This is a genomic window from Streptomyces lunalinharesii (assembly GCF_039532155.1).
GTDB lineage: Bacteria > Actinomycetota > Actinomycetes > Streptomycetales > Streptomycetaceae > Streptomyces > Streptomyces lunalinharesii.
On sequence record NZ_BAAARK010000002.1, the window covers coordinates 40,007 to 61,132 of the forward strand.

Sequence of the window (21,126 nt, forward strand, 5' to 3'; positions counted from 1 at the left end):
CCCTCACTCGTCGTCGAGGATGAAGTGCTCCAGGTACGTGGGGGCGGTGCGGTCGAGTTGGGACCGCGAGCGCGCCCGGATCTGTGCGTCGGTGTGCTCGCTGGGCGGCAGCATCCAGAAGCGGCCGGCCCGGATGCCGTCGACGACCTGCTCGGCGACGGCCTCCACGGGCGTGAACGCCACCTCCTGCCCGGCCGCCCGCACGGCCGCCTCCCACGCCGCGAGGCTGCGGTACGGCGTCCTGCGGGGGCGGGACTTGGCGTGCCGCGCGGGCCGGTTGCGGTGCGACTCCCACAGGCCGGTGCGGAGCATGTGCGGTCCGGGGAAGAGCACCGACGCCCCGATGGGCGCGCCCTCGGCCGCCAGGTGCGCGTACAGCGATTCGGTGAGCGTCACGACGGCGGCCTTGGTGACGGCGTAGACGGAGGCGGTGGGCAGCGGCGCGATCCCGCCGTCGGTGGACGAGGTGTTGACGACGTGGCCGGGCTCCCCGGCGGCCAGCATCCGGGGCAGGAAGCACTGGACGCCGTGGAAGACGCCCCAGACGTTGACCTCGAACGCCCAGCGCCAGTCGGCGGGGTCGTGCTCCCACATCCGGCCCTCGGCGCCGGAGCCCACCCCGGCGTTGTTGCACAGCACGTGGACGGCGCCGAAGGTCTCGTAGGCGGCACCGGCCAGCGCCTCGACCTCGGCCCGGACGCCGACGTCCACGGTGCGGACGAGCAACTCGGCGCCGTCCGCGGCCAGTTCCTCGGCGGCGGCCCGCAGCGGCGCCTCCTCGACGTCGGCGAGCACGACCTTCAGCCCCTCGGCGGCGAAGCGGCCGGCCAGCGCCCGGCCGATGCCGCTCGCGGCCCCGGTGACCACCGCCACCTGCCCGGCCCGCAGTTCCATCAGGCGCTCCCTTCCGGTGGGGCGTCGTGGACCTGCCCGGGGTCGTCGTAGCGCTGGTGGACGTAGGGCAGCAGGTCCTCGGCCCGGACCCGCCCGACGACCTCGCCGCTCTGGTCGGAGGTCTTCTCGCCCAGGGTGATCCCGACGAGGGTGCGCACCGGGAGGTCGGCGACCGGGTCGTACATCGACTCGCGCAGCACCACGTCGCCGGTGATCCGCTCCAGGCGGCGGACCTTCTCGGTGCGCCGGCAGTGCACCAGGAGCGGGTCGCCGTCGAAGCCCGAACCGTCCACCGCCGGCAGGAACTTGAAGTAGAAGTCGTACCGCACCTCCGGCTCCGGGAGCGGCAGCGGGCCGCTGACCGCGCCGCGCACCTCGACGAAGGCGATGCCGTGCCGGGCGAGCGCGGCGCGCACGGTCAGGCCGTCCCGGACGACGGTGACCTCGCCCAGCTTCTTGGGCTCGCCGAAGACCTCGCGGCCGCCGGTCAGCGCCCGCTCGTGGGTCATCGGCATGACCAGCGGGTACCAGCCCTCGATGCCGTCGTGGGCGGCCGCGACCGCGACCGAGCCGGCGCCCAGCGGATAGCCGGGCAGGTTGACGGCGCTGATGGTGGCCCGGACCAACGGGCGGCCGGTGGGGGTGAGCGGCGGCGGGAGAACGGCCGCGACCGCGTCCGGGTCGGTTTCCCACAGGGCCACCACGCCGGTGGACCAGATGTCGGGGAGCCGGCCGCCGGCGGCCCGGGTCGCGGCGATCTCCGCGTCGGTGCGGGCTCCGTAACGCATGCGTGCCATGGCGTACCACCCTTCGTCGACGTGACGCGCGGGGGTCGTGCGAGGCGTCTGTAACACAGTTACACCGCCACCGATGAAGGGTAAAGAGGCATGCGTCGAACGGAGTTGGGCGAGAGTGGGGGCCATGACACGTACCGCACTGACCGGTGAGGAGGTGCTGGCGGCGGCCGCCCGGCTGGTCCGGGCGCACGGGCCGGCGGCCCTGACCATGCGCCGGCTCGCCACCGAACTCGGCACCGCCGTCACCTCCATCTACTGGCACGTCGGCAACCGCGAGTCCCTCCTGGACGCGCTGGTGGCCCGCACCCTCCAGGAGATGGGCGAGATCCGGCCGACCGGGGACACGCCCCACACGCGCCTCACCTCGGTGGCCCGCGCGTTGCGCACCGCGCTGGGCGAGCGCCCGCACCTGATCGCGATGGTGCACGAACGCGGGCTGACCGAGCGGATGTTCCTGCCGGCCCAACAGGCCCTGGTCCACGAGGTGCACGCGGCCGGGCTGCGCGGCGAGCTGGCCGCCGAGGCGGTGCGCGCCGTGCAGTTCCTGGTCGTCGGCTCGGTCCTGGTGGAGCGCAACCGCGCCCGCTCCCCCGCACAGCACCCCAGCGAGCGCGAGCTGTGGGACGCCCCGACGACCGGGCGGGACCCGGCACTGGCCCGCGCACTGGCCGCACCCGCCGACGCCGAACGGCTCTTCCTGGTCTCTCTGGAGGCGCTGGTCACATCCCTCCTCAAACCAGAACGAAGCGGGACATAGCTTCGGCATGCGTGGACCGGCGGGCGGCGGGCCGGTGCGCCGCCCGGTCCCCCCGGCGCGCCGCGTCCGGGCCGGACGCGCCCCCGGCGATGCGGTGGCTGTCGGTGCCGGCCCGTATCCTCAATGACCATGCTCGAAGACCGCAGCGCAGCCGCCCCCTCGATCGCGCCGAAGATCGGCCGGCAGCCGGGCCCGCAGACGCCGCCGGCCGATTGGCCGGCCGGGTACCCCGAGGGATACGCGGTGGTCGACGTCGAGACCACCGGCCTGGCCCGCGACGACCGGATCATCTCCGCCGCCGTGTACCAACTCGACGCCCACGGCGCGTTCCAGGACTCCTGGTACACCCTGGTCAATCCGCAGCGCGACCCCGGCCCGGTCTGGATCCACGGACTGACCAGCGACGTGCTGGCCGACGCGCCTCTCTTCCCGGAGGTCGTGCCGGAGCTGTCGGCGCGGCTGGCGGACCGGGTGCTGGTCGCGCACAACGCCATGTTCGACTGGTCGATGCTGGCCCGGGAGTACGCCCGCGCCGCGGCGGTCGCCCCCGTGCGCCAACGGCTGTGCACCATCGCGCTCTCCAAGGAACTGGGCCTGCCGCTGCCCAACCACAAGCTGGAATCCCTGGCCGCCCACTTCGGCGTCGTGCAGGAACGCGCCCACCACGCCCTGGACGACGCCCGGGTGCTGGCCGAGGCGTTCCGCCCCAGCCTGCACCGGGCCGCGCGGGCGCAGGTCCGGCTGCCGCTGCTGACCTGCCAGCCCCTGACGGAGTGGTCCGACGCCCCCGCCCCCCGCGCGCACCCCAGCGGCTCGTCCTACCGCCCCACCTCGTGGCGGCCGGCCCGCAGGCGCCCGGCCTGCCCGTACCCCAACCCGGGTCGCTACGAGCCCGGCGGCCGGCTCGTCCAGGGCATGCGGGTCGCCTTCTCGGGAGACACCTCCGTCGACCGCGACCTGCTGGAGGACCGGGCGGTCGAGGCCGGACTGCACGTCGCGACGAGCCTGTCCCGGCTGACCAGCCTGCTGGTGACCAACGACCCGGACGCCCACACCTCCAAGACGGTCAAGGCCGCCGCGTTCGGCACGGCCGTCATCGACGAGGCGGCGTTCATGCAACTGCTGCGGGACGTGGCACCGGCCGCGCCGGCGTCCGGGTGAAGCCCGCCCAACACACCCGCGAGCGCCTCCCCCGGTAGCCGCCCCACCCGCACGCTGTGGCCCATGGCACGTTGTGAGGTCTGCGGAAACGAATACGGCATGACGTTCGAGGTGCACGCGCAGGGCGCGGTGCACGTCTTCGACTGCTTCGCCTGCGCGATCCACCGCATGGCTCCGATCTGCGAACACTGCCGGGTGCAGGTCATCGGGCAGGGCGTGGAGGCCGACGGGAGCTGGTACTGCGGTGCGCACTGCGCCCGCTCGGCGGGGCGGGTGGGCATCGTCGACCGGGTCTGAGGCGGTGGCGACCGGGGCGCACGACGGTGCCCCGCGGCCCCGGCGGCTTCGCGGGCGCGCCTCGCGGGGGCCCCGCGGACAAGGCCCTCAGGGACGCGGGGTACCGTCGCAGCCGTGTACCGCTTCCTGTTGACCCGGCAGTGGGTGATCCTCACCCTCCTGGGACTCGTCCTGATCCCCGTCATGATCAAGCTGGGGTTCTGGCAGTTCCACCGCCATCAGCACAAGGTCGCGCAGAACGCGCAGATCGCGCGCAACCTCGCGGCCACCCCGGTGCCGGTGACCGAGCTGGCCGCGGTCGGCCGGAAGCTGCCGCAGGGCGACATGTGGCGCCGGGTCACCGCCACCGGCACGTACGACACCCCGCACGAGGTCGTCGTCCGCCAGCGCACCGCCGCCGACGAGCAGACCATCGGCTACTACGTCCTGACGCCGCTGGTCCTGGCCGACGGCAAGGCCGTCGTCGTCAACCGCGGCTGGATCCCGGCCGGCGACGACCTCACCAAGTTCCCGCACGTCCCGGCCGCGCCCACGGGGACGGTCACGGTCACCGGCCGGATGATGGTCGACGAGACCACCGCGGTCAGCGGGATCAAGAACACCAAGGGCCTGCCGCCCCGCCAGGTCATGCTGATCAACAGCAGGCAGCAGGCGAAGCGGGTGGGCCGGCCGACGCTCGGCGGCTACATCGAGCAGACCGCGCCCCGGACCAAGGACAACTCCCCCGAGCTGGTGCCCGAACCGGACCACGACTCCATCGGTCCGCACATGGCGTACGCGGTCCAGTGGTGGCTGTTCGCGGCGGCGGTGCCGGTCGGCTGGGTCGTCCTGGTACGTCGGGAGCGCCGCGACCGGCTGACCGCGGCGGCCCGCGAAGCCACGGCGGCCGAGCAGGCGGAACGAGCCGAGCAGGACGGGCCGGCCGGACCGGCCTCCGCGCCGGCGGACCCCGGCGACGGCGACGGCACGACGGCCGCGGACGCCGGGCCCGTCGACGGGCAACCGGTAGCCCGGACGGCCGGCTCCCCCGACTAACCCGCCCGCCGCGCGGGAAGGGGCGCGGAGTGCACCCACGCATCGAGGACTACGCGCTCATCGGCGACCTGCAGACCGCCGCGCTCGTCGACCGGAACGGCTCCATCGACTGGCTGTGCCTGCCCCGCTTCGACTCCCCCGCCTGCTTCGCCGCCCTCGTCGGCGACCAGGACAACGGCCACTGGACCCTGGCGCCACGGTCCGCCGGCGCCCGCGCGGAGCGCGCCTACCGCGACGACTCGCTGATCCTCGACACCGTCTGGGAGACCGAGGGCGGCAGCGTCCGGGTCACCGACTTCATGCCGCAGCGCGACCACATGCCCGACGTCATGCGGGTGGTCGAGGGGCTGCGCGGCCGGGTCGAGATGCGGAGCGTGCTGCGGCTGCGGTTCGACTACGGACGGGTGGTGCCCTGGGTGCGGGCCACCGAGGGCTGCCGGGTGGCGGTCGCCGGCCCGGACTCCGTGTGGCTGCGCACCCCGCCCGCGAGCACCACCTACGGCGAGGACTTCAGCACCCGCTCCGACTTCGCCGTCGCGGCCGGCGAACGCGCCGCGTTCGTGCTGACCTGGCACCCCTCGCACGAGCCCCGGCCCGAGCAGCTCGACCCGTTCGAGGCGCTGGCGGACACCGCCGAGGACTGGCGGGCGTGGTCCACCCGCTGCCGCTACGACGGCCCGTACCGCGCCGCGGTGGTCCGTTCCCTGATCACCCTCAAGGCGCTCACCTACGCGCCCACCGGCGGGATCGTCGCGGCCCCCACCACCTCGCTGCCCGAGGAGCCGGGCGGGGTCCGCAACTGGGACTACCGCTACTGCTGGCTGCGCGACGCCAGCCTGACCCTGAACTCCCTGCTCCTGGCCGGGTACCTCGACGAGGCCGGTGCCTGGCGCGACTGGCTGCTGCGCGCGGTCGCCGGCGCCCCCGACGACCTCCAGATCATGTACGGGCTGGCCGGGGAGCGGCGGCTGCCGGAGTTCGAGGTGCCCTGGCTGTCCGGCTACCGGGACTCGCTGCCGGTGCGGATCGGCAACGCCGCCGTCGAACAGCGGCAGCTCGACGTCTACGGCGAGGTCATCGACTCGTTCCACGTCGCGCGCACCGCGGGACTGCCGGCCGAGTTGCACGCCTGGAGCATCCAACGGACGCTGATGGACTACCTGGAGTCCACCTGGCGCGACCCCGACGAGGGCATCTGGGAGATCCGCGGCCCGCGCCGGCACTTCGTGCACTCCAAGGTGATGGCCTGGGTCGCGGCCGACCGCGCGGTCCGGGCGCTGGAGGGGCACCAGGAACTCACCGGGGACCTGGACCGCTGGCGGGCGATGCGCGACGAGGTGCACCGCGAGGTCTGCGCCCACGGCTACGACGCCGAACGCGGCACCTTCACCCAGTCCTACGGCTCGACGGAACTGGACGCCGCGACGCTGCTCATCCCCCGGGTCGGCTTCCTGCCGGGGAACGACCCGCGGGTGGTCTCCACCGTCGACACGGTGCGCCGCGAGCTGACGCACGGGGGTCTGGTACGCCGTTACAGCACCGAGGGCGAGTCGGTGGACGGACTACCGGGCGACGAGGGCACGTTCCTGGTCTGCTCGTTCTGGCTGGCGGACGCGCTGTTGCTGACCGGGCGCCGGGAGGAGGCCCGGCAGCTGTTCGAGCGGCTGTTGGCGCTGCGCAACGACGTGGGGCTGCTGTCCGAGGAGTACGACCCGGCCACCGCACGGCAGTTGGGCAACTTCCCGCAGGCGTTCAGTCACGTCGGCCTGGTGGGGACCGCCTTCGCGCTGCACCACGGGGCAGGGGCAGACTAGGGCCATGGATCTTGGACTGACCGACCGGACGTACCTCGTCACCGGCGCCACCCGCGGCCTGGGCTTCGCCACCGCCCGCGCCCTGGTCGCCGACGGCGCCAACGTGGTGATCACCGGACGCACCGAGGAGGCCGCGGCCGAGGCCGCCGCCGCCCTGGGCGAACGGGCCCTGGGCCGCGCCGCCGACAACGCCGACCCGACGGCCCCGGCCCGCCTGGTGGCGGCCGCCCGGGAGCGCTTCGGCGGCTTCGACGGCGTCCTCATCAGCGTGGGCGGCCCGGCACCTGGCACCGCCGCCGACAACACCGACGACCAGTGGGAGACCGCCTTCGAGACGGTGTTCCTGGGGGCGGTGCGGTTCGCCCGCACCGCCGCCGCCGAACTGGGCGAGGGCGGCGCCATCGGCTTCGTCCTCTCCGGCTCCGTCTACGAGCCGATCGCCGGGCTGACCCTCTCCAACGGCCTCCGCCCGGGCCTCGCCGGCTTCGCCAAGTCCCTCGCGGACGAGGTGGGCCCGCGCGGCATCCGCGTCGTCGGCGTCCTCCCCGGCCGGATCGCCACCGACCGGATGACCCAGCTCGACGCGCTCTCCGGCGACCCCGAGGGCTCCCGGGACCGCAACTGCGCCGCCATCCCGCTGCGCCGCTACGGCGACCCCGAAGAGTTCGGCCGCACCGCCGCCTTCCTCCTGTCCCCCGCCGCGTCCTACCTGACCGGCGTGATGGTCCCCGTGGACGGCGGGGCCCGACGGGGCTTCTGAACACCCGCCCGGCGGGCACCGGGAGACGCGGGGCGTCGGGGCGTCGGGCCACCAGCCCACCAGCCCCGCGCGCCTAACTGACCCGTTCCGCCCGGTGGCGCACCGCCCGCAGCCGGACCTCCGTCGGCAGCCGGTCCAGGCCCACCGAGGTGCGGGCGTGGGCCACCGCCCCGTGGGCCAGCCGGCGCACCACGGTCCCGGGGTCGGCGTGCGGGGCGAGCACCACCAGGGCGCGCACCTGGGGCTCCGTGCGGCGGCCGGTGAGGGCGACGGCCGCCCGGTCGACGCCGTCCACCGCCGCCGTCTCGGCCGCGAGCACGGCCTCCAACGCCCGCCCGTGCACCAACGCGCCCTCGCCGTCGCCGCTGTCGACCAGCACCGCACCGAGCCGGCGCCGCCGTACCTGGGCGAGCAGCCACCACAGCAGCAACAGGACCAACACCGCCAGCCCGGCGATGACCACCGGCCACCACCAGCCGCGGTCGGTGAACCGGGTGCGTTGCCGGGCCGGGAGCAGGACGTCGTCCGGACCGGTCCAGGGCCATCCGGCGGGCAGGTCGAGGTGCCACCGGGCGGGCAGGTCCAGACCACCGAGCAGGACCAGCCCGCCGGCGCCGAGCAGCACCAGGCCGACCAGCCCGAGCAGCACCCGGTTGACGCTCGCGCGAACGGTGCGCATCGCCCGCTCACCTCCCCTTGGGACGCCGCACGTCGACGCCCAGCCGCAGCGGACGCGTCAGGTCCAGTTGCCGCAGGCCGTCCTCCAGGACGGTGACGAGGTCGCCGCGGACCTCGTCCAACGGCCGGAAGTGCGCCACCGCCCGGGCCCGGGCCCGGCGTCGGCCGACGGTCACCCGCACCGCCTGCACGCCGGAGACCTCCATGGCCCGGTCGCGCAGCACCAGCGCGGCGGCCGGCCGGTCCAGCCCGGCCCGGACGCCGGGGGCGGTGCGCCGCATCGGCAGCACCGCGCGCAGCCCCGGGGTGCCGGCCAGGACCAGCAGCCAGATCCCGAGCGCCGCGGCCGCCGCCGCGGCGCCCAGGACCCAGGGGTCGTCGAGGGGCCGGACGGCCAGTTCGTGCGCCAGCCACCGGCGCCAGGCCATCGCGGTGCGCCCGGCCCGCACCGCGGCCACGTCGTACAGCAACAGGCCCGCGGCGGCCAGCAGCACCAGGGCGACCAGCGCCGCCGGCACCCGGCGGGCCGCCCAGAACCGCCCGGCGGACCCACCCGCGCGCGGTGCGGGAGCCGCGGCGTCCGGTGCCGCGGTCGGCGAACCGCCCGCGGTGCCCGGACGCGCCCCGGTCCGCGGCTGGGCCCCGTCCGCGGCCGGTGCGCCCCGTGCGTCGCCCGGCACGCTCACCGCAGTCGCTCCCGGCCGGGCGACGACGCGTTCAACCGCTCGACCCGCACCGCCACCTCGGTGACCGTCATGCCCGCCAACGTCCGTACCCGCTCCGCCACCTGACGGCGCACCAGCCCGCAGTGCGCACCGATGGGGGTGGGGTAGGCCAGCTCCACGGCGACCCGCAGCCGGGCCTCCCCGAACGGCGGGTGCACCTCGCGACGGGCCACCGTCACCGTCGCGTGGGCGTCCGTGGGGTCGCCGGGGGCCGCCGCGTGCAGCGCCTCCCGGGCCGCCCGCGCGGCGATCTTGGCGACCACCCGGTCGGCGACCCTGGTGGCGCCGCGCTCACCGGCCGGGACGTCGGCGGCAGCGGCCGATGCGGACACCGTCGCCATCCGGACTCACCGCCGCCGGTCGTCGCGGTCGCCGGTCCGGGGGCGGAAGAACTCCCCCGCCGCCAGGTCGCCCTCCAGGAACCTGCCGGCCACGAACCCGACGGCGCCCAGCGCCGCCACCAGGACGAACGCCCCGAACCCGCCGAAGTACCCGGCGAAGCCCAGCGCCATACCGGCCACGAGGCCGATCACGGCCATGCTCATCGTGCGCTCCTTCGCTACCGCTCCGGCCGGGCCCGGTCACTGGAGCCGCGGCTCCGCTCCCTCGGCCGCGATGTCCTCGTCGTCCTCGTCGGGCAGCTTCACGTCGCTGACCGCGATGTTGACCTCGACGACCTCCAGGCCGGTCATCCGCTCCACGGCGGAGATCACGTTCTCCCGGACGGCCCGGGCGACCTCCGCGATGGCGACCCCGTAGTCGACGACGATCTCCAGGTCCAGCGCGGTCTGCACCTCACCGACCTCGGCCTTCACCCCGCGCGTCGCGGTCGCCGACCGCCCGCCGCCGGGCACCCGGTCACGGACCGCGCCCAGCGTGCGGGCGAAACCGCTGCCCATCGTGTGGACGCCCAGCACGTCGCGGGCGGCGAGCCCGGCGATCTTCTCCACGACGCCGTCGGCGATGGTGGTCCGGCCGCGGGTGGCGGGGTCGCCGCCGCCCCGTTTGACCGGCGGCTTCGTCGCGTCCGCGCCCTGCTGACTCTCCGTCATCGCCGTGCGTCCCTTCTGCGCCGCCGCACCGACCCACCGCGTCCCGCGGCACCCGGCGGGCCGTCCTCGCGGACGCAGCACCGCGCCGGACCCGGTGAGCAGCCCTCTGACGAACTGCCCTTTTTCATACCAATCGTTCCGCTCTCCACAGTAGGGGCGGACGAGGGGGCGCGCCCCGGGGACGCGGCAGCGGAGTGCCGCAACCGGCCGCGGCGGGCGCACTGCGGCAGGCTGGGAAGTGGTCAGGGAAAGGGGTGACGCGGTGGCCGCGAACGCGTTGGCACGTGCCGTGCGGGAACAGCTCGGCATCGGCCGGGTGCTGCCGCTCGGCGACCCGGCGGACGGGGCGTGGATCACCGAACGCGCGGCCCGCGCGGCGCTCCTACGGGCCCCCGGCATCCCGCCCGGCGTCCGCCTGGACGCCCTCCGCCTCGCCCTCGCCGCCCCCGACGAGGCCCCGGCACCGACCGTGCCGGCGCCGCCCGGCGCCCTGCCACCGGGCCCCCTGCGCCTCGCGGTGCACCTCGCCGCACCCCCCGGCCTTCCCCTACCGCCCCTCGCCGAACGACTCCGGACGGCCCTGCTGGCCACCGCGGAGGACGGCCTGGGCCTACGGGTGCGCGCGGTGGACCTGCACGTCGACGCGTTGCTGGACGAGGCGGCCGCGCCGACGGCGCAGCCGCCGGGGACCCCCGCGGCACAGGAGGACCGCGGCGACGCCCCGGAACCGGCCGGCGCGAAGGCCCCGGACGACCTCGCCTCCCGGGTGCGCGCCGTCCCCGGGGTGGCCGGGCTCGCCCCGGCGCTCGCGGGTCGCTCCGCCGCGGTGTCCCGCAGCGACGACGGCCACCACGTGCTGGTCCAGGTGGCGACCGCCGCCGGCCACCGGGCGTTGGACGTGGCCCGTGCCGTCCGCCGGACGGTCACCGGCCCGCCGCCGGCCCCGGCCACCGCCGCGGTGCTGGTCACGGAGGTGGCCGCCGTCTGACGGCCCGGTGCGGGGGTGGGTGGTCAGTCGCCGACGCCGGCCAGGTCCCGCAGCCGCCGCGCCTGGGCGGCCCGCTCGGCGCGACGCTGCTCCTCGTAGGTGCGCCCCGCGGCGCCGGCCAGCAGGGCCTTGGTCTCGATGACGGCGTCCCGCGGCGCGGCGGTCAGCGCGGCGGCCAGATCGGCCACCGCGGCGTCGAGTTCGTCACCGGGCACGACGAGGTTGGCGAGGCCGATCCGCGCGGCCTCGTCGGCGTGCACGAAGCGTCCGGTGGCGCAGATCTCCAGCGCCCGGGCGTAGCCCACCAGGCCGACCAGCGGGTGGGTGCCGGTCAGGTCCGGGACCAGGCCCAGGCTGGTCTCGCGCATCGCGAACTGCGCGTCCTCGGCGGCGACCCGCAGGTCACAGGCGAGGGCCAGCTGGAAGCCCGCACCGATGGCGTGCCCCTGGACGGCGGCGATGGACACCAGGTCGTTCCGCCGCCACCAGGTGAACGCCTCCTGGTACTCGGCGATCGTCGCGTCCAGCGCCTCGTCGGCACCGCGCGCCAGATCCAGGAACGACGGCTCGCCGTCGAACCCTTCGGGCGTGAACGCCTGCCGGTCGAGCCCCGCGGAGAAGGACTTGCCCTCACCGCGCAGCACCACGATCCGTACGGTGCCCGGCAGCAGCGCACCCGCCTCGGCCAGCGCCCGCCACATCGCGGGGCTCTGGGCATTGCGCTTGGCCGCGTTGGCGAGGGTCACCGTGGCGATCGCGTCGTCCACGGTGAGCCGCACACCGTGCTTGTCGAGCAGAGTCATGAGGGCGCCTCCGAGTCAGCCACCGCACCTGCGTGCGTAAGTGACTGAACGGTAACCTCCCGGCCGAACCATCGGACGGCCGGGGGGCGACCGCCTGCACTCGGAGCCGCGGCCGTCAGACCGAGGCGGCCTTCTTGCCCCTCGTGGCTCCGCCGCGGCCTCGCAGGACCACACCGGATTCGCTGAGCATCCGGTGCACGAATCCATAGGAGCGGCCGGTTTCCTCGGCCAGCGCCCGGATGCTCGCTCCGGAGTCGTACTTCTTCTTCAGGTCTGCCGCGAGCTTCTCGCGCGCGGCGCCGGTCACCCGGCTGCCCTTCTTCAGAGTCTCGGCCACCCGTGCCTCCTCGTGGGAAGTGCGCTCTGGACTCTCATGATCACCCCTCCTCGGCTTCCTGGCCACCCATTCCGCAAGGTCTGTGGGACATCCTTTGCCGTCCCGCGCGCGCCCGACGTGGTCGGAATTGCCTCTTCCGTGCGCCTCGCGGGCCCCGCGCACGCCCAGGCATGCGAAAAGTGCCAGGTCAGGTGGTGTGTCCTGGAAAAGGCGACCGGCCGGGCCGTGAGGGCCCGGCCGGTCGCCGCAGGCTCGCCGGTGTACGAGCCGTTCTCACTCAGATGATGGATCACCCATCGGCCGAATGATCCAGCAGGCGTGATCCATCCGGCGGCACCGCCACGGCGGTGATCAGGCCAGGGCGACCAGGTCCGCGTAGTCCTGGCCCCACAGGTCCTCGACGCCGTCCGGCAGCAGGATGATCCGCTCCGGCTCCAGCGCGTCCACCGCGCCCTCGTCGTGGGTCACCAGGACGACCGCGCCGGTGAAGGTGCGCAGCGCGCCGAGGATCTCCTCGCGGCTCGCCGGGTCGAGGTTGTTGGTGGGCTCGTCGAGGAGCAGGACGTTGGCGGAGGAGACGACCAGGGTCGCCAGGGCGAGCCGGGTCTTCTCGCCGCCGGAGAGGACGCCGGCGGGCTTGTCGACGTCGTCGCCGGAGAACAGGAAGGAGCCGAGCACCTTGCGGACCTCGACGAGGTCCATGTCGGGTGCGGCGGAGCGCATGTTCTCCAGGACCGTGCGGTCCGGGTCGAGGGTCTCGTGCTCCTGCGCGTAGTAGCCGAGCTTGAGGCCGTGGCCGGGGCGGACCTCGCCGGTGTCCGCCGTCTCGACGCCGGCCAGCAACCGCAGCAGGGTGGTCTTGCCCGCACCGTTGAGGCCCAGGATGACGACCCGGGAGCCCTTGTCGATGGCCAGGTCGACGTCGGTGAAGATCTCCAGGGAGCCGTAGGACTTGGACAGGCCCTCGGCGGTGAGCGGGGTCTTGCCGCACGGCGCGGGGTCCGGGAAGCGCAGCTTGGCGACCTTGTCGGAGACCCGCACCGCGTCCAGGCCGGCGAGCAGCTTGTCGGCGCGCTTGGCCATGTTCTGGGCGGCGACGGTCTTGGTGGCCTTCGCCCGCATCTTGTCGGCCTGGGAGTTGAGCTGCGCGGCCTTCTTCTCGGCGTTGGCGCGCTCGCGCTTGCGGCGCTTCTCGTCGGCCTCGCGCTGCTGCTGGTAGAGCTTCCAGCCCATGTTGTAGACGTCGATCTGCGCGCGGTTGGCGTCCAGGTAGAACACCTTGTTCACGACCGTCTCGACGAGGTCGACGTCGTGGGAGATGACGATGAAGCCGCCGCGGTAGGTCTTGAGGTAGTCGCGCAGCCACACGATGGAGTCGGCGTCGAGGTGGTTGGTGGGCTCGTCGAGGAGCAGGATGTCGGAGTCCGAGAAGAGGATCCGGGCCAGCTCGACGCGGCGCCGCTGGCCGCCGGAGAGGGTGTGCAGGGGCTGTCCGAGGATCCGGTCGGGCAGGCCCAGGCTGGCGGCGATGGTCGCGGCCTCGGCCTCGGCGGCGTACCCGCCCTTGGTGAGGAACTCGGTCTCCAGCCGCTCGTACTTCTTCATCGCCTTGTCGCGGGTGGCGCCCGTGCCGTTCGCCATCCGGTCCTCGTTCTCCCGCATCTTGCGCAGGACGGAGTCCAGGCCGCGGGCGGAGAGGATGCGGTCGCGGGCCAGGACATCGAGGTCGCCGGTGCGCGGGTCCTGCGGGAGGTAGCCGACCTCGCCGGAGCGGGCGACCGTGCCGCTGGCCGGGATGCCCTGGCCGGCCAGGACCTTGGTGAGGGTGGTCTTGCCGGCTCCGTTGCGGCCGACCAGGCCGATGCGGTCGCCCTTGGCGATGCGGAAGGAGGCGGACTCGATGAGGATGCGGGCGCCGGCGCGCAGCTCAAGGCCGGAAGCGGTGATCACGGGAAAACTCCAGGGCAGGAAGACGGCGGGTTGGACGGACGGTCCGAGAGCGGTCTACGCCGTCTAATGAACCCAAAGGAGAACTGCCATGGAGGCAGTCTAACGGGCCGGCGCAAGTCGTTTCCGGCGCTGCCGGACGCCGCTGCGCGACTGTGAGCCAGGACACAGGGGTCCGGGTGGCGGCTCGCCGGGCGGCGCCGCGGGAGGTGCGGTGATCGACCGGGCGGGGGCGCCGACGGTGCTCCCCGCGCCGCCGTACCGTGCCGCCGCAGGGTTGCCCTCCGACGGCTGGCCGAGGCGTTCGGACGCACCGTCGGCGCGCGGCGCGACGGCCCCGGCGGCGCGGCGCCGCACGCCCAACTCCGCGACGGGGAAGGGGCGGTGAGGCCCGGCGTCCGGCGCCCGGCCGGGGCGCCGGACCGTTACGCGCCGCCGGTGTGCACCTGGAAGGCCGCCCGGCGGACGGCCTTGGCGAGCGCCGGGTCGGGGTGCGCGGCGGCCAGCGCCACCAGTACCTGGACGGTGCGCGGGTGGCCGACCGCGCGGACCTCCGCCAGCAGCCGCGGCACCGAGCCCTGGACGGCCGAGTCCAGGTGCCGGACCAGCAGTTGGGTCTCGCCGTGGTCGGCGACGGCCGCCGCGGTGTCCACCCACAGCCAGGTCGACTCCTCGCGGGTGAGGACGTCGGGCGCGGTCTCCGGGTCGCCGCCCTCGTGCTCGAAGAGCCACAGCAGGGCGTAGGGCCGCAGGACCGGCTCGTCGGCGACGGCGCGCACGGCGGGTTCGGCGGGGGCGCCGACCGCACGCAGCGCCTCGAAGGCCAGTCCGCGCAGCAGCGCGTCCTCGCCGCGGGCGACGGTCAGGAGCTCCTCGACGGCGCCGCCCACGGAGCGGGCGGCGAGCCAGGCGCGGTACTCGGCGCGGGCCGGGCCCGGGGTCAGCCGGGCGCAGCCGCGCAGCATCGCCTCCGCGGACTGCTCGATGTGGCCGGCCGGGCTCTGCGCGGCGACGCAGATCTGCTCCAGCTTGACCCACACCGACCAGTTGCCGAGCGGCGTCAGCTGCGCCTCCTGGCCGTAGTGGCGGCCCTCGTCGGCGCCCTGGTCGGCGGGTTCGGGGGCGCCCTCGGGCGGCATCAGCGCGCCGACCGCGAGCAGTGCGTCCAGCGCCCAGCGCAGGAGGTCGGTGAGCGGCGCCCCCGCGGCGTCGCTCACCGTGCCCCCGGCGTCGGCGTCGTCCGCTGCCGGGTCCGCCCCGTAGGGCACCTCGCAGCGTTCGGTGCGCAGTTCGGCGACGCGCTGGGTGAGCATGTCGAGCAGCACCGGCAGGCGCACCGGCCCGGCGGACAGGTGCAGCAGGGACAGCAGCTGCGGGACGGCCTCGACGACCTCGGCGACGGCGGCCGGGCCGGCAGCGGCCGGCGTGGGCACTGCCAGTGACCAGGCGTCGAAGAGCGCGACCCAGCCGCGCAGCACGGCGACGTCGTCGCGGTCCCAGGCGCGCAGCCGCCACCCGGGGCGGGCCAGGCCGTCGTGGAGCTCGACCAGGCCCGCGAGCCGGGCCCGGTCCCAGTCGGCGCGGACGTGGTGGGGCGTCAGGCCCAGCGCGTCGGCGGCGTCGGCGACGGCGGCGTCCGGGAGCGATCCGTCGGGGCCGGCGCGCAGGCTGCCGGTGCGGTCGGCCCAGCGCGCGAGCCGGGCCGCGCCGGCCAGTGCGGCACGGGCCTGGCGGGCCAGCTCCGCGGGCGGCGGGGTGCCCTCTGGGGGCCTGGGCGCCGGGCGGGTGGCCCGGGTGCTCACCGCCCGGCGGGCGGCCGCAATCGGTTGTCGGGGGACGAGTCGGAGCCGGGAGTCGCGCGGTGTACGGGACGTCACAAGAGCAGTCTTGCCGCTGACGGCCCGAAAGCCCAATCGGAACCCGGCCCGTGGGCCTCCCGGCCTGCGCCACCGGGCCGTCCCGCGCCGGACGGGGGAAGTTGTCCCCCTGTACAACCTCCGGCCCCCGCGAGGGCGCCTCGGGGCCCGGGGCGGCGGTCGGCCGGCCCGGTCACATGAGGGGGGTGAGGAAGCGGCGCAGGGTCTCCTCGTAGCGGTCCGGGTCGGCGTTCCACATCGCCGCGTGCGGGGCATGCGGAACGGGCTGAAGGGTGATCAGCTCCGGACGGCGGGCGGCGAAGCGGCGGGAGGCGTCCCAGGGGGCGAGGGTGTCCTCCGGGCCGTGGAAGACGAGGACCGGCGCGTCGAGTGCGTCGGGGTCGACGGCGTCCGCGGGGCGGTCGACGGGCAGTCCGGTGTGCCCCTCGGCGGCGCGGACGGCCAGCGGCAGCAGGGCGCGCGGGACGTGGCGGGCGGTGGCGAGGGCGCGGACGGTGGCGTGCCGGTCGAGGACCGGGGAGTCCAGGACGAGGCCCGAGACGCGGTGGCCCAGCCCGGAGTTGAGGGCGGCGCGCAGCGCCATGGTGGCGCCGGTGGACCAGCCGTAGAGGACGACCGCGCGGGCGCCGTAGCGGACGGCGTAGCGGATGGCGGCGTCCAGGTCGCGCCATTCGCTGTCGCCGAGGTGGTGGACGCCGTCGGCGGTGCGCGGGGCGCCGGGGTCGTTGCGGTAGGCGAGGTCGAGCACCGGGAAGTGGTGGCGGTGCAGGAACGGCAGGACCACCATGGGGTGCTCGCGGGTGGTGCCGAGGCCGTGGACGGTGATGACCCAGGTGTCGCGGGTGCCGGGCACGAACCAGGCGGGCAGCGCGCCGAGTTCGCCGGGGACGTCGACGTCGGCACAGGTGAGGCCGAGGGTGTCGTAGGGGTTGCCCAGGTGCACCTGCGGGGTCAGCCGCATCCGGGCGCCGGGCCGCAGCGTGCCGTGGGTGACCCGCTCCAGCCGGCGCACCACGGCGTCGGCGGGGTGCGGGGTGCCGTGGACGACGGGGCCGACCACCGCGTGGCAGCCGGCGCCGGTGAGCCCGTAGGTGCCGGGCCGGAGGGAGGCCAGGCTCCGGGTGAGGACGATGTGGTCGTCGGCGGCCCCGTGGACGGTGAGCCGGGAGTCGCCCGGGAAGGGGTGGCCGGGCGACGGTTTCAGGGCAACATCCCCGGCGTACCGCCCGGCCGCCACGGCGGCCACCGCGATGCCGATCACGGTGGTGGCGGTCAGCGCCGCCACGGTCCCCAGTCGCATTTCTCCAGTGTGCGCAGCGCCGCCGGACCCGGCCACCGGGCGCCGGGAGCGGCGGCCGGACCAGCGGTGTTGTGCGGTTCCCGGGGCTGGCGCGCGAGTGTCCGCGGGCGTTTCGGGCGCTACGCGGGGTCGTCGGCGGGCTGGCCGTAGCCGCGCAGCCGTTCGCCCGCGGCGTCGAGCTGGGCGGGCGACAGCAGGCTGGGGGTGTGGCCCGGCACGGTGGCGGCGGTGAGCCAGACCCGGCACATCCACTCCAGTTGGGCGGTGCGGTCCAGGGCCTGGGCGAGGCCGGCGCCGTAGGCGAGGGTGCCGTGGTTCTGGAGGAGGGCCGCGGTGCGGTCGCGGAGCGCGTCGAGCAGGTGGGCGGCGAGTTCGTCGCTGCCGTAGAGGGCGTAGGGGGCGACGCGGACGGGGCCGCCGAGCGCGGCGGCCATGTAGTGGATGGGCGGGAGTTCGGTGACGAGGGTGGAGACCGCGGTGGCGTGCGGGGCGTGGGTGTGCACGACGGCGGTGGCGTCGGTGTGGCGGTAGACGGTGAGGTGGAGCGGAAGTTCGCTGGTGGGGCGGAGCCGGCCGATGATCGGGCGGCCGTCGAGGTCGACGCCGGTCAGGTGGGACGGGCCGAGCCGGTCGTAGGGGATGCCGCTGGGCGTGACGAGAATCAGGTCCTTGACGCGGACCGAGACGTTGCCCGACGTACCGACGACGAGGCCGTCGGCGGCGGTGCGGCGGGCGGTGGCGACCAGCTCGCTCCAGGCGTCGGCGAGGTGGTCGGGGTGGTCCTTCATGCTGTCCTCCGGTGCGACGCTGCGGGACGTGCGGAAACGCACGAGGGCGCTGCACGACACCGTACGAGCGGGCCGGGGCACTGTACGCCGCCTCGCCAACTGTCCGGTATCCGCCATATGGGGGTACCTGGCCATCTAGGGGCGATTGGCCGGAGATCGACCACTTGGCGTCGATCATCCATTAACGTCGAGTGAACTACACCCCTCACATGTCATCACCCAGGGGGACCCATGACCTGTGACCGTTCCACCCCCCGGACCAGGCTGGCGACCGCGATAGCGGTGGCCTCGCTGGCCGGGGGCACCGCACTCGCCGAACACCCCTCGTCGGCCGCGGCGGACAGCCAACCGCTCGGGCACGACGTCTCCTCCTACCAGAAGCAGATCGACTGGCGGGCGGCGCGCGCGAAGGGTGCGCGGTTCGTCTACGTCAAGGCCACCGAGTCGGACAGCTACCGCAATCCGCACTTCTCGGCGCAGTACAGCGGCTCCCGGGCGGCCGGGCTGCTGCACGGCGCCTACCACTTCGCCGTGCCCAGCGCCTCCTCCGGCACCCGGCAGGCGACGTACTTCCTCCAGCACGGCGGCCACTGGAAGGCGGACGGCTGGACGCTGCCGCCCGCCCTCGACATCGAGCACAACCCGTACGACGCCCGGAAGTCCTGCTTCGGGCTGGGCCGGACGGCGATGGTCCACTGGATACGGGCGTTCAGCGACGAGGTGCGGCGCAGCACCGGCCGGCGGCCCGTGATCTACACCACCGCCCGCTGGTGGGACCGCTGCACGGGCGGCAGCCGGGCCTTCGGCGCCACCCACCCGCTGTGGCTGGCGGACTACTCGGGCGCGGCCCAGTTGCCCGCCGGCTGGTCGTACCTGACCCTCCGGCAGTACGCCTCTCGGGGGCCGCTGCCGGGCGATCAGGACCGCTGGAACGGGACCCTGGCCCAGCTCAGGAGATTTGCCGACGGATGAGGCAGAAGTGACGGTAGGGGCGCCTCCGCGTGAACACTGCGGGGGTGTCACCGCGGCGCCCGGCCGAGTTCACTTTCCGTTCACCCGTCGTCCGTACGGTCCCGAGGACACTGACCTTCGAACAGGATTGCCTGGGTGAATGGAACACATCACGCTTCTCATCGGGATCGTGATCGTCACGGCCTTGGTGTTCGACTTTACGAACGGCTTCCACGACACGGCCAACGCAATGGCCACCACCATCTCCACCGGGGCCTTGCGACCCAAGACCGCGGTGGCGATGTCGGCGGGGCTCAACCTCGTCGGGGCTTTCCTCTCCGTTGAGGTGGCGAAGACCATCTCCGGCGGCATCATCGACGAGAGCGCCGGCATCAGACCTGAAGTGATCTTCGCGGGTCTGGTCGGCGCCGTCGTCTGGAACCTCCTCACCTGGCTGGCCGGCCTGCCGTCCAGTTCCTCCCACGCCCTCTTCGGCGGTCTGATCGGCGCGACGCTGGTGTCCGTGGGCACCGGCGGCGTGCACGGCGAGGCCGTCGTCATGAAGGTCCTGATCCCCGCGGTCGCCGCGCCCTTCGTGGCGGGGCTCGCCTCGATGGCGGCGACCCGGCTCACCTACCGACTGGCCCGCGGCCGCGACGAGGCCGACACCGCCAAGGGCTACCGCGCCGGGCAGATCGCCTCGGCCGCCCTGGTCTCGCTGGCCCACGGCACCAACGACGCGCAGAAGACGATGGGCGTGATCACCCTCGCGCTGATCACCGGCGGGGTCGTCGCCCCGCACTCCGACCCGCCGATGTGGGTGATCGTCTCCGCCGGCCTGGCCATCGCGCTCGGCACGTACCTGGGCGGCTGGCGGATCATCCGCACCATGGGCAAGGGCATCACCGACATCCAGCCGCCGCAGGGCTTCGCCGCCCAGACCGGCGCCGCGGCCACCATCCTGGCCTCCTCCCACCTCGGTTTCGCGCTCTCCACCACCCAGGTCTGCTCCGGGTCCGTGATGGGCTCCGGGCTGGGCCGCAAGGGCGGCGTGGTGCGCTGGTCCACGGCCGGCCGGATGGTCGTGGCCTGGGGCCTGACCCTGCCGGCCGCCGGACTGGTCTCCGCCGGCGCCGCCTACCTCGCCGACCAGGGCCCCTGGGGCGTGGCCACGGTCGCCGTCCTGGCCCTGGCGGTCTGCGGCGGCATCTGGGCGGCCTCCCGGCGCAAGCCGGTGGACCACACCAACGTCAACGAGGGCCCGGCGGTGGAGCCGGCGGGCGTCGTCACCACGGCGCTCCAGACGGTCGCGCCGCCCCCGGCCGGCCCTGTCGCGGCGAACGCCGCAGCGGACGCCGCGACCCACGCCGCGCCCGCGACCACCCCGGCGAAGACCCCCGCCCAGCCCGCGACGGCCTCGTCCTGACGCCGACCACCCTGACCTAAGGACTCCGCAATGCACATCGACTGGGCAGCTCTCGGCCAGGTCTTCGGCGTCAGCCTCGTGGTGACGGTGGGGCTCGTGGGCCTGTTCACCGTCGGGATCGTGGGCACCTCCCGCAAGCCCGCCGCGGACGGCGACGCGACGGCCACGACCGTCCCCGGTACGGGGTCGCGCGTCGGGGCGCTGGCCGCCTACGGGCTCTGCGCGGCCGCGGTGGCCTACGGGATCTACCTGATCGTCGCCGCCTGACGGCGGAGCCGGCGCGGCCGGCAACGGACGGGGCGTCCGGTGGACGCGGCAGCAGCCGCGGCCCCGGGCGCCCCGTCCGCGTGCGGCACCCCACCGGCCCCGCGGGTGGCCTTGGCCACAGGGTGGCGGTCGGCACTGCGTCGCAGGTCAAGGGTGAGTTGACGGACCTGGGCGGGCGTGGTGGACTTCCGGGGCCAATCGGCGACAGCAGAGGAAGTCCGGTGCGAATCCGGCGCGGTCCCGCCACTGTCACCGGGGAGCGCTCCTCCGACGAGGGCCACGGTCCGTACGCACGCCGTACGGGCGGGAAGGCCGGGGCGGCGCCGATCCGGGAGCCAGGAGACTCTGGTCGCCGTCACGTCGAGCCAGGGCGCGGACCCTGAGTGAGGACACCGCCATGCCCGGCTGCCCGTCGAGAGCTCCACTGCCCGCTGTCGCAGGGCCCCTTCGAGGGCGGACGGCGGCCTGATCC

General features: G+C 74.9%; 23 protein-coding genes and 1 riboswitch. Of the genes, 10 read left to right on the plus strand and 13 right to left on the minus strand.

The window, feature by feature from the left end:
• Positions 1–3: 3 nt before the first annotated feature.
• Together ABD385_RS04200 and ABD385_RS04205 are read right to left on the minus strand one after the other, a co-directional pair.
• The gene (locus ABD385_RS04200) at positions 4–894 is read right to left on the minus strand and encodes an SDR family NAD(P)-dependent oxidoreductase (protein WP_344573556.1); all 891 of its coding nucleotides are present in this window, start codon (positions 892–894) and stop codon (positions 4–6) included.
• Positions 894–1,691 carry an acetoacetate decarboxylase family protein gene (locus ABD385_RS04205; protein WP_344573557.1) on the minus strand — a complete coding sequence of 266 codons (798 nt, stop codon included), beginning with the start codon at positions 1,689–1,691 and terminating at the stop codon, positions 894–896. Before ABD385_RS04205 ends, ABD385_RS04200 begins: the two co-directional genes overlap by 1 nt.
• A gap of 124 nt (positions 1,692–1,815) precedes the next feature.
• On the opposite strand from ABD385_RS04205, the gene ABD385_RS04210 reads away from it, so the two are divergent.
• From ABD385_RS04210 to ABD385_RS04235, 6 genes are all read left to right on the plus strand, one after another.
• Positions 1,816–2,448 (plus strand): TetR/AcrR family transcriptional regulator, encoded by a 633-nt coding sequence (locus ABD385_RS04210; RefSeq protein WP_344573558.1) that lies wholly within the window; start codon positions 1,816–1,818, stop codon positions 2,446–2,448.
• A gap of 123 nt (positions 2,449–2,571) precedes the next feature.
• Complete coding sequence (locus ABD385_RS04215; protein WP_344573559.1) at positions 2,572–3,609, plus strand: DEDDh family exonuclease; 1,038 nt, start codon at positions 2,572–2,574, stop codon at positions 3,607–3,609.
• Between the two features lie 63 nt (positions 3,610–3,672).
• Positions 3,673–3,906 carry a hypothetical protein gene (locus ABD385_RS04220; protein WP_016574077.1) on the plus strand — a complete coding sequence of 78 codons (234 nt, stop codon included), beginning with the start codon at positions 3,673–3,675 and terminating at the stop codon, positions 3,904–3,906.
• A 114-nt stretch (positions 3,907–4,020) separates the two neighbouring features.
• The gene (locus ABD385_RS04225) at positions 4,021–4,941 is read left to right on the plus strand and encodes an SURF1 family cytochrome oxidase biogenesis protein (protein WP_344573561.1); all 921 of its coding nucleotides are present in this window, start codon (positions 4,021–4,023) and stop codon (positions 4,939–4,941) included.
• A gap of 29 nt (positions 4,942–4,970) precedes the next feature.
• Positions 4,971–6,755, plus strand: coding sequence for a glycoside hydrolase family 15 protein (locus ABD385_RS04230; RefSeq protein WP_344573562.1), 1,785 nt, complete (start codon positions 4,971–4,973; stop codon positions 6,753–6,755).
• A gap of 4 nt (positions 6,756–6,759) precedes the next feature.
• Complete coding sequence (locus tag ABD385_RS04235) at positions 6,760–7,515, plus strand: SDR family oxidoreductase (RefSeq protein ID WP_344573563.1); 756 nt, start codon at positions 6,760–6,762, stop codon at positions 7,513–7,515.
• A gap of 73 nt (positions 7,516–7,588) precedes the next feature.
• On the opposite strand, the gene amaP is transcribed toward ABD385_RS04235, so the two are convergent.
• Genes amaP through ABD385_RS04260 form a run of 5 tightly spaced genes read right to left on the minus strand, consistent with a single transcriptional unit; the run spans position 7,589 to position 9,970 of the window.
• Positions 7,589–8,194 (minus strand): alkaline shock response membrane anchor protein AmaP, encoded by a 606-nt coding sequence (gene amaP, locus ABD385_RS04240; protein ID WP_344573564.1) that lies wholly within the window; start codon positions 8,192–8,194, stop codon positions 7,589–7,591.
• 7 nt (positions 8,195–8,201) lie between these two features.
• Positions 8,202–8,879: a DUF6286 domain-containing protein gene (locus tag ABD385_RS04245; protein WP_344573565.1), complete on the minus strand. Its 678-nt coding sequence runs from the start codon at positions 8,877–8,879 to the stop codon at positions 8,202–8,204.
• Positions 8,876–9,259 carry a hypothetical protein gene (locus ABD385_RS04250; protein ID WP_344573566.1) on the minus strand — a complete coding sequence of 128 codons (384 nt, stop codon included), beginning with the start codon at positions 9,257–9,259 and terminating at the stop codon, positions 8,876–8,878. Before ABD385_RS04250 ends, ABD385_RS04245 begins: the two co-directional genes overlap by 4 nt.
• 6 nt (positions 9,260–9,265) lie before the next feature.
• A complete protein-coding gene (locus ABD385_RS04255; protein ID WP_344573567.1) occupies positions 9,266–9,463 on the minus strand; it encodes a hypothetical protein in 198 nt (65 codons plus the stop codon).
• A gap of 36 nt (positions 9,464–9,499) precedes the next feature.
• Entirely contained in the window at positions 9,500–9,970 is a 471-nt protein-coding gene (locus ABD385_RS04260) for an Asp23/Gls24 family envelope stress response protein (protein ID WP_344573568.1), read from the minus strand.
• A gap of 262 nt (positions 9,971–10,232) precedes the next feature.
• Here ABD385_RS04260 and ABD385_RS04265 point away from each other — a divergent pair, with 262 nt between their 5' ends.
• Positions 10,233–10,958 carry a hypothetical protein gene (locus tag ABD385_RS04265; RefSeq protein ID WP_344573569.1) on the plus strand — a complete coding sequence of 242 codons (726 nt, stop codon included), beginning with the start codon at positions 10,233–10,235 and terminating at the stop codon, positions 10,956–10,958.
• 23 nt (positions 10,959–10,981) lie between these two features.
• On the opposite strand, the gene ABD385_RS04270 is transcribed toward ABD385_RS04265, so the two are convergent.
• The 6 genes from ABD385_RS04270 to ABD385_RS04295 form a co-directional block, all read right to left on the minus strand.
• Positions 10,982–11,761 carry an enoyl-CoA hydratase/isomerase family protein gene (locus tag ABD385_RS04270; protein WP_344573570.1) on the minus strand — a complete coding sequence of 260 codons (780 nt, stop codon included), beginning with the start codon at positions 11,759–11,761 and terminating at the stop codon, positions 10,982–10,984.
• Between the two features lie 115 nt (positions 11,762–11,876).
• Positions 11,877–12,098, minus strand: coding sequence for a helix-turn-helix domain-containing protein (locus ABD385_RS04275; protein WP_016573902.1), 222 nt, complete (start codon positions 12,096–12,098; stop codon positions 11,877–11,879).
• Positions 12,099–12,449: 351 nt separating this feature from the next.
• A complete protein-coding gene (locus ABD385_RS04280) occupies positions 12,450–14,048 on the minus strand; it encodes an ABC-F family ATP-binding cassette domain-containing protein (RefSeq protein ID WP_344573571.1) in 1,599 nt (532 codons plus the stop codon).
• Between the two features lie 422 nt (positions 14,049–14,470).
• Complete coding sequence (locus tag ABD385_RS04285; protein WP_344573572.1) at positions 14,471–15,922, minus strand: hypothetical protein; 1,452 nt, start codon at positions 15,920–15,922, stop codon at positions 14,471–14,473.
• Between the two features lie 172 nt (positions 15,923–16,094).
• Positions 16,095–17,222 (minus strand): alpha/beta hydrolase, encoded by a 1,128-nt coding sequence (locus ABD385_RS04290; RefSeq protein ID WP_344573573.1) that lies wholly within the window; start codon positions 17,220–17,222, stop codon positions 16,095–16,097.
• Positions 17,223–17,341: 119 nt separating this feature from the next.
• The gene (locus ABD385_RS04295; RefSeq protein WP_344573574.1) at positions 17,342–18,010 is read right to left on the minus strand and encodes a class II aldolase/adducin family protein; all 669 of its coding nucleotides are present in this window, start codon (positions 18,008–18,010) and stop codon (positions 17,342–17,344) included.
• 231 nt (positions 18,011–18,241) lie between these two features.
• Here ABD385_RS04295 and ABD385_RS04300 point away from each other — a divergent pair, with 231 nt between their 5' ends.
• The 3 genes from ABD385_RS04300 (at position 18,242) to ABD385_RS04310 (ending at position 20,654) form a co-directional block, all read left to right on the plus strand.
• The gene (locus ABD385_RS04300) at positions 18,242–18,982 is read left to right on the plus strand and encodes a lysozyme (RefSeq protein WP_344573575.1); all 741 of its coding nucleotides are present in this window, start codon (positions 18,242–18,244) and stop codon (positions 18,980–18,982) included.
• Positions 18,983–19,121: 139 nt separating this feature from the next.
• Positions 19,122–20,387: an inorganic phosphate transporter gene (locus tag ABD385_RS04305; protein ID WP_344573576.1), complete on the plus strand. Its 1,266-nt coding sequence runs from the start codon at positions 19,122–19,124 to the stop codon at positions 20,385–20,387.
• Between the two features lie 30 nt (positions 20,388–20,417).
• Positions 20,418–20,654, plus strand: a complete 237-nt coding sequence (locus ABD385_RS04310) for a hypothetical protein (RefSeq protein ID WP_344573577.1) — start codon at positions 20,418–20,420, stop codon at positions 20,652–20,654.
• Positions 20,655–20,865: 211 nt separating this feature from the next.
• A riboswitch (cobalamin riboswitch) is annotated at positions 20,866–20,999 on the plus strand.
• The last annotated feature ends 127 nt before the right edge of the window (positions 21,000–21,126 follow it).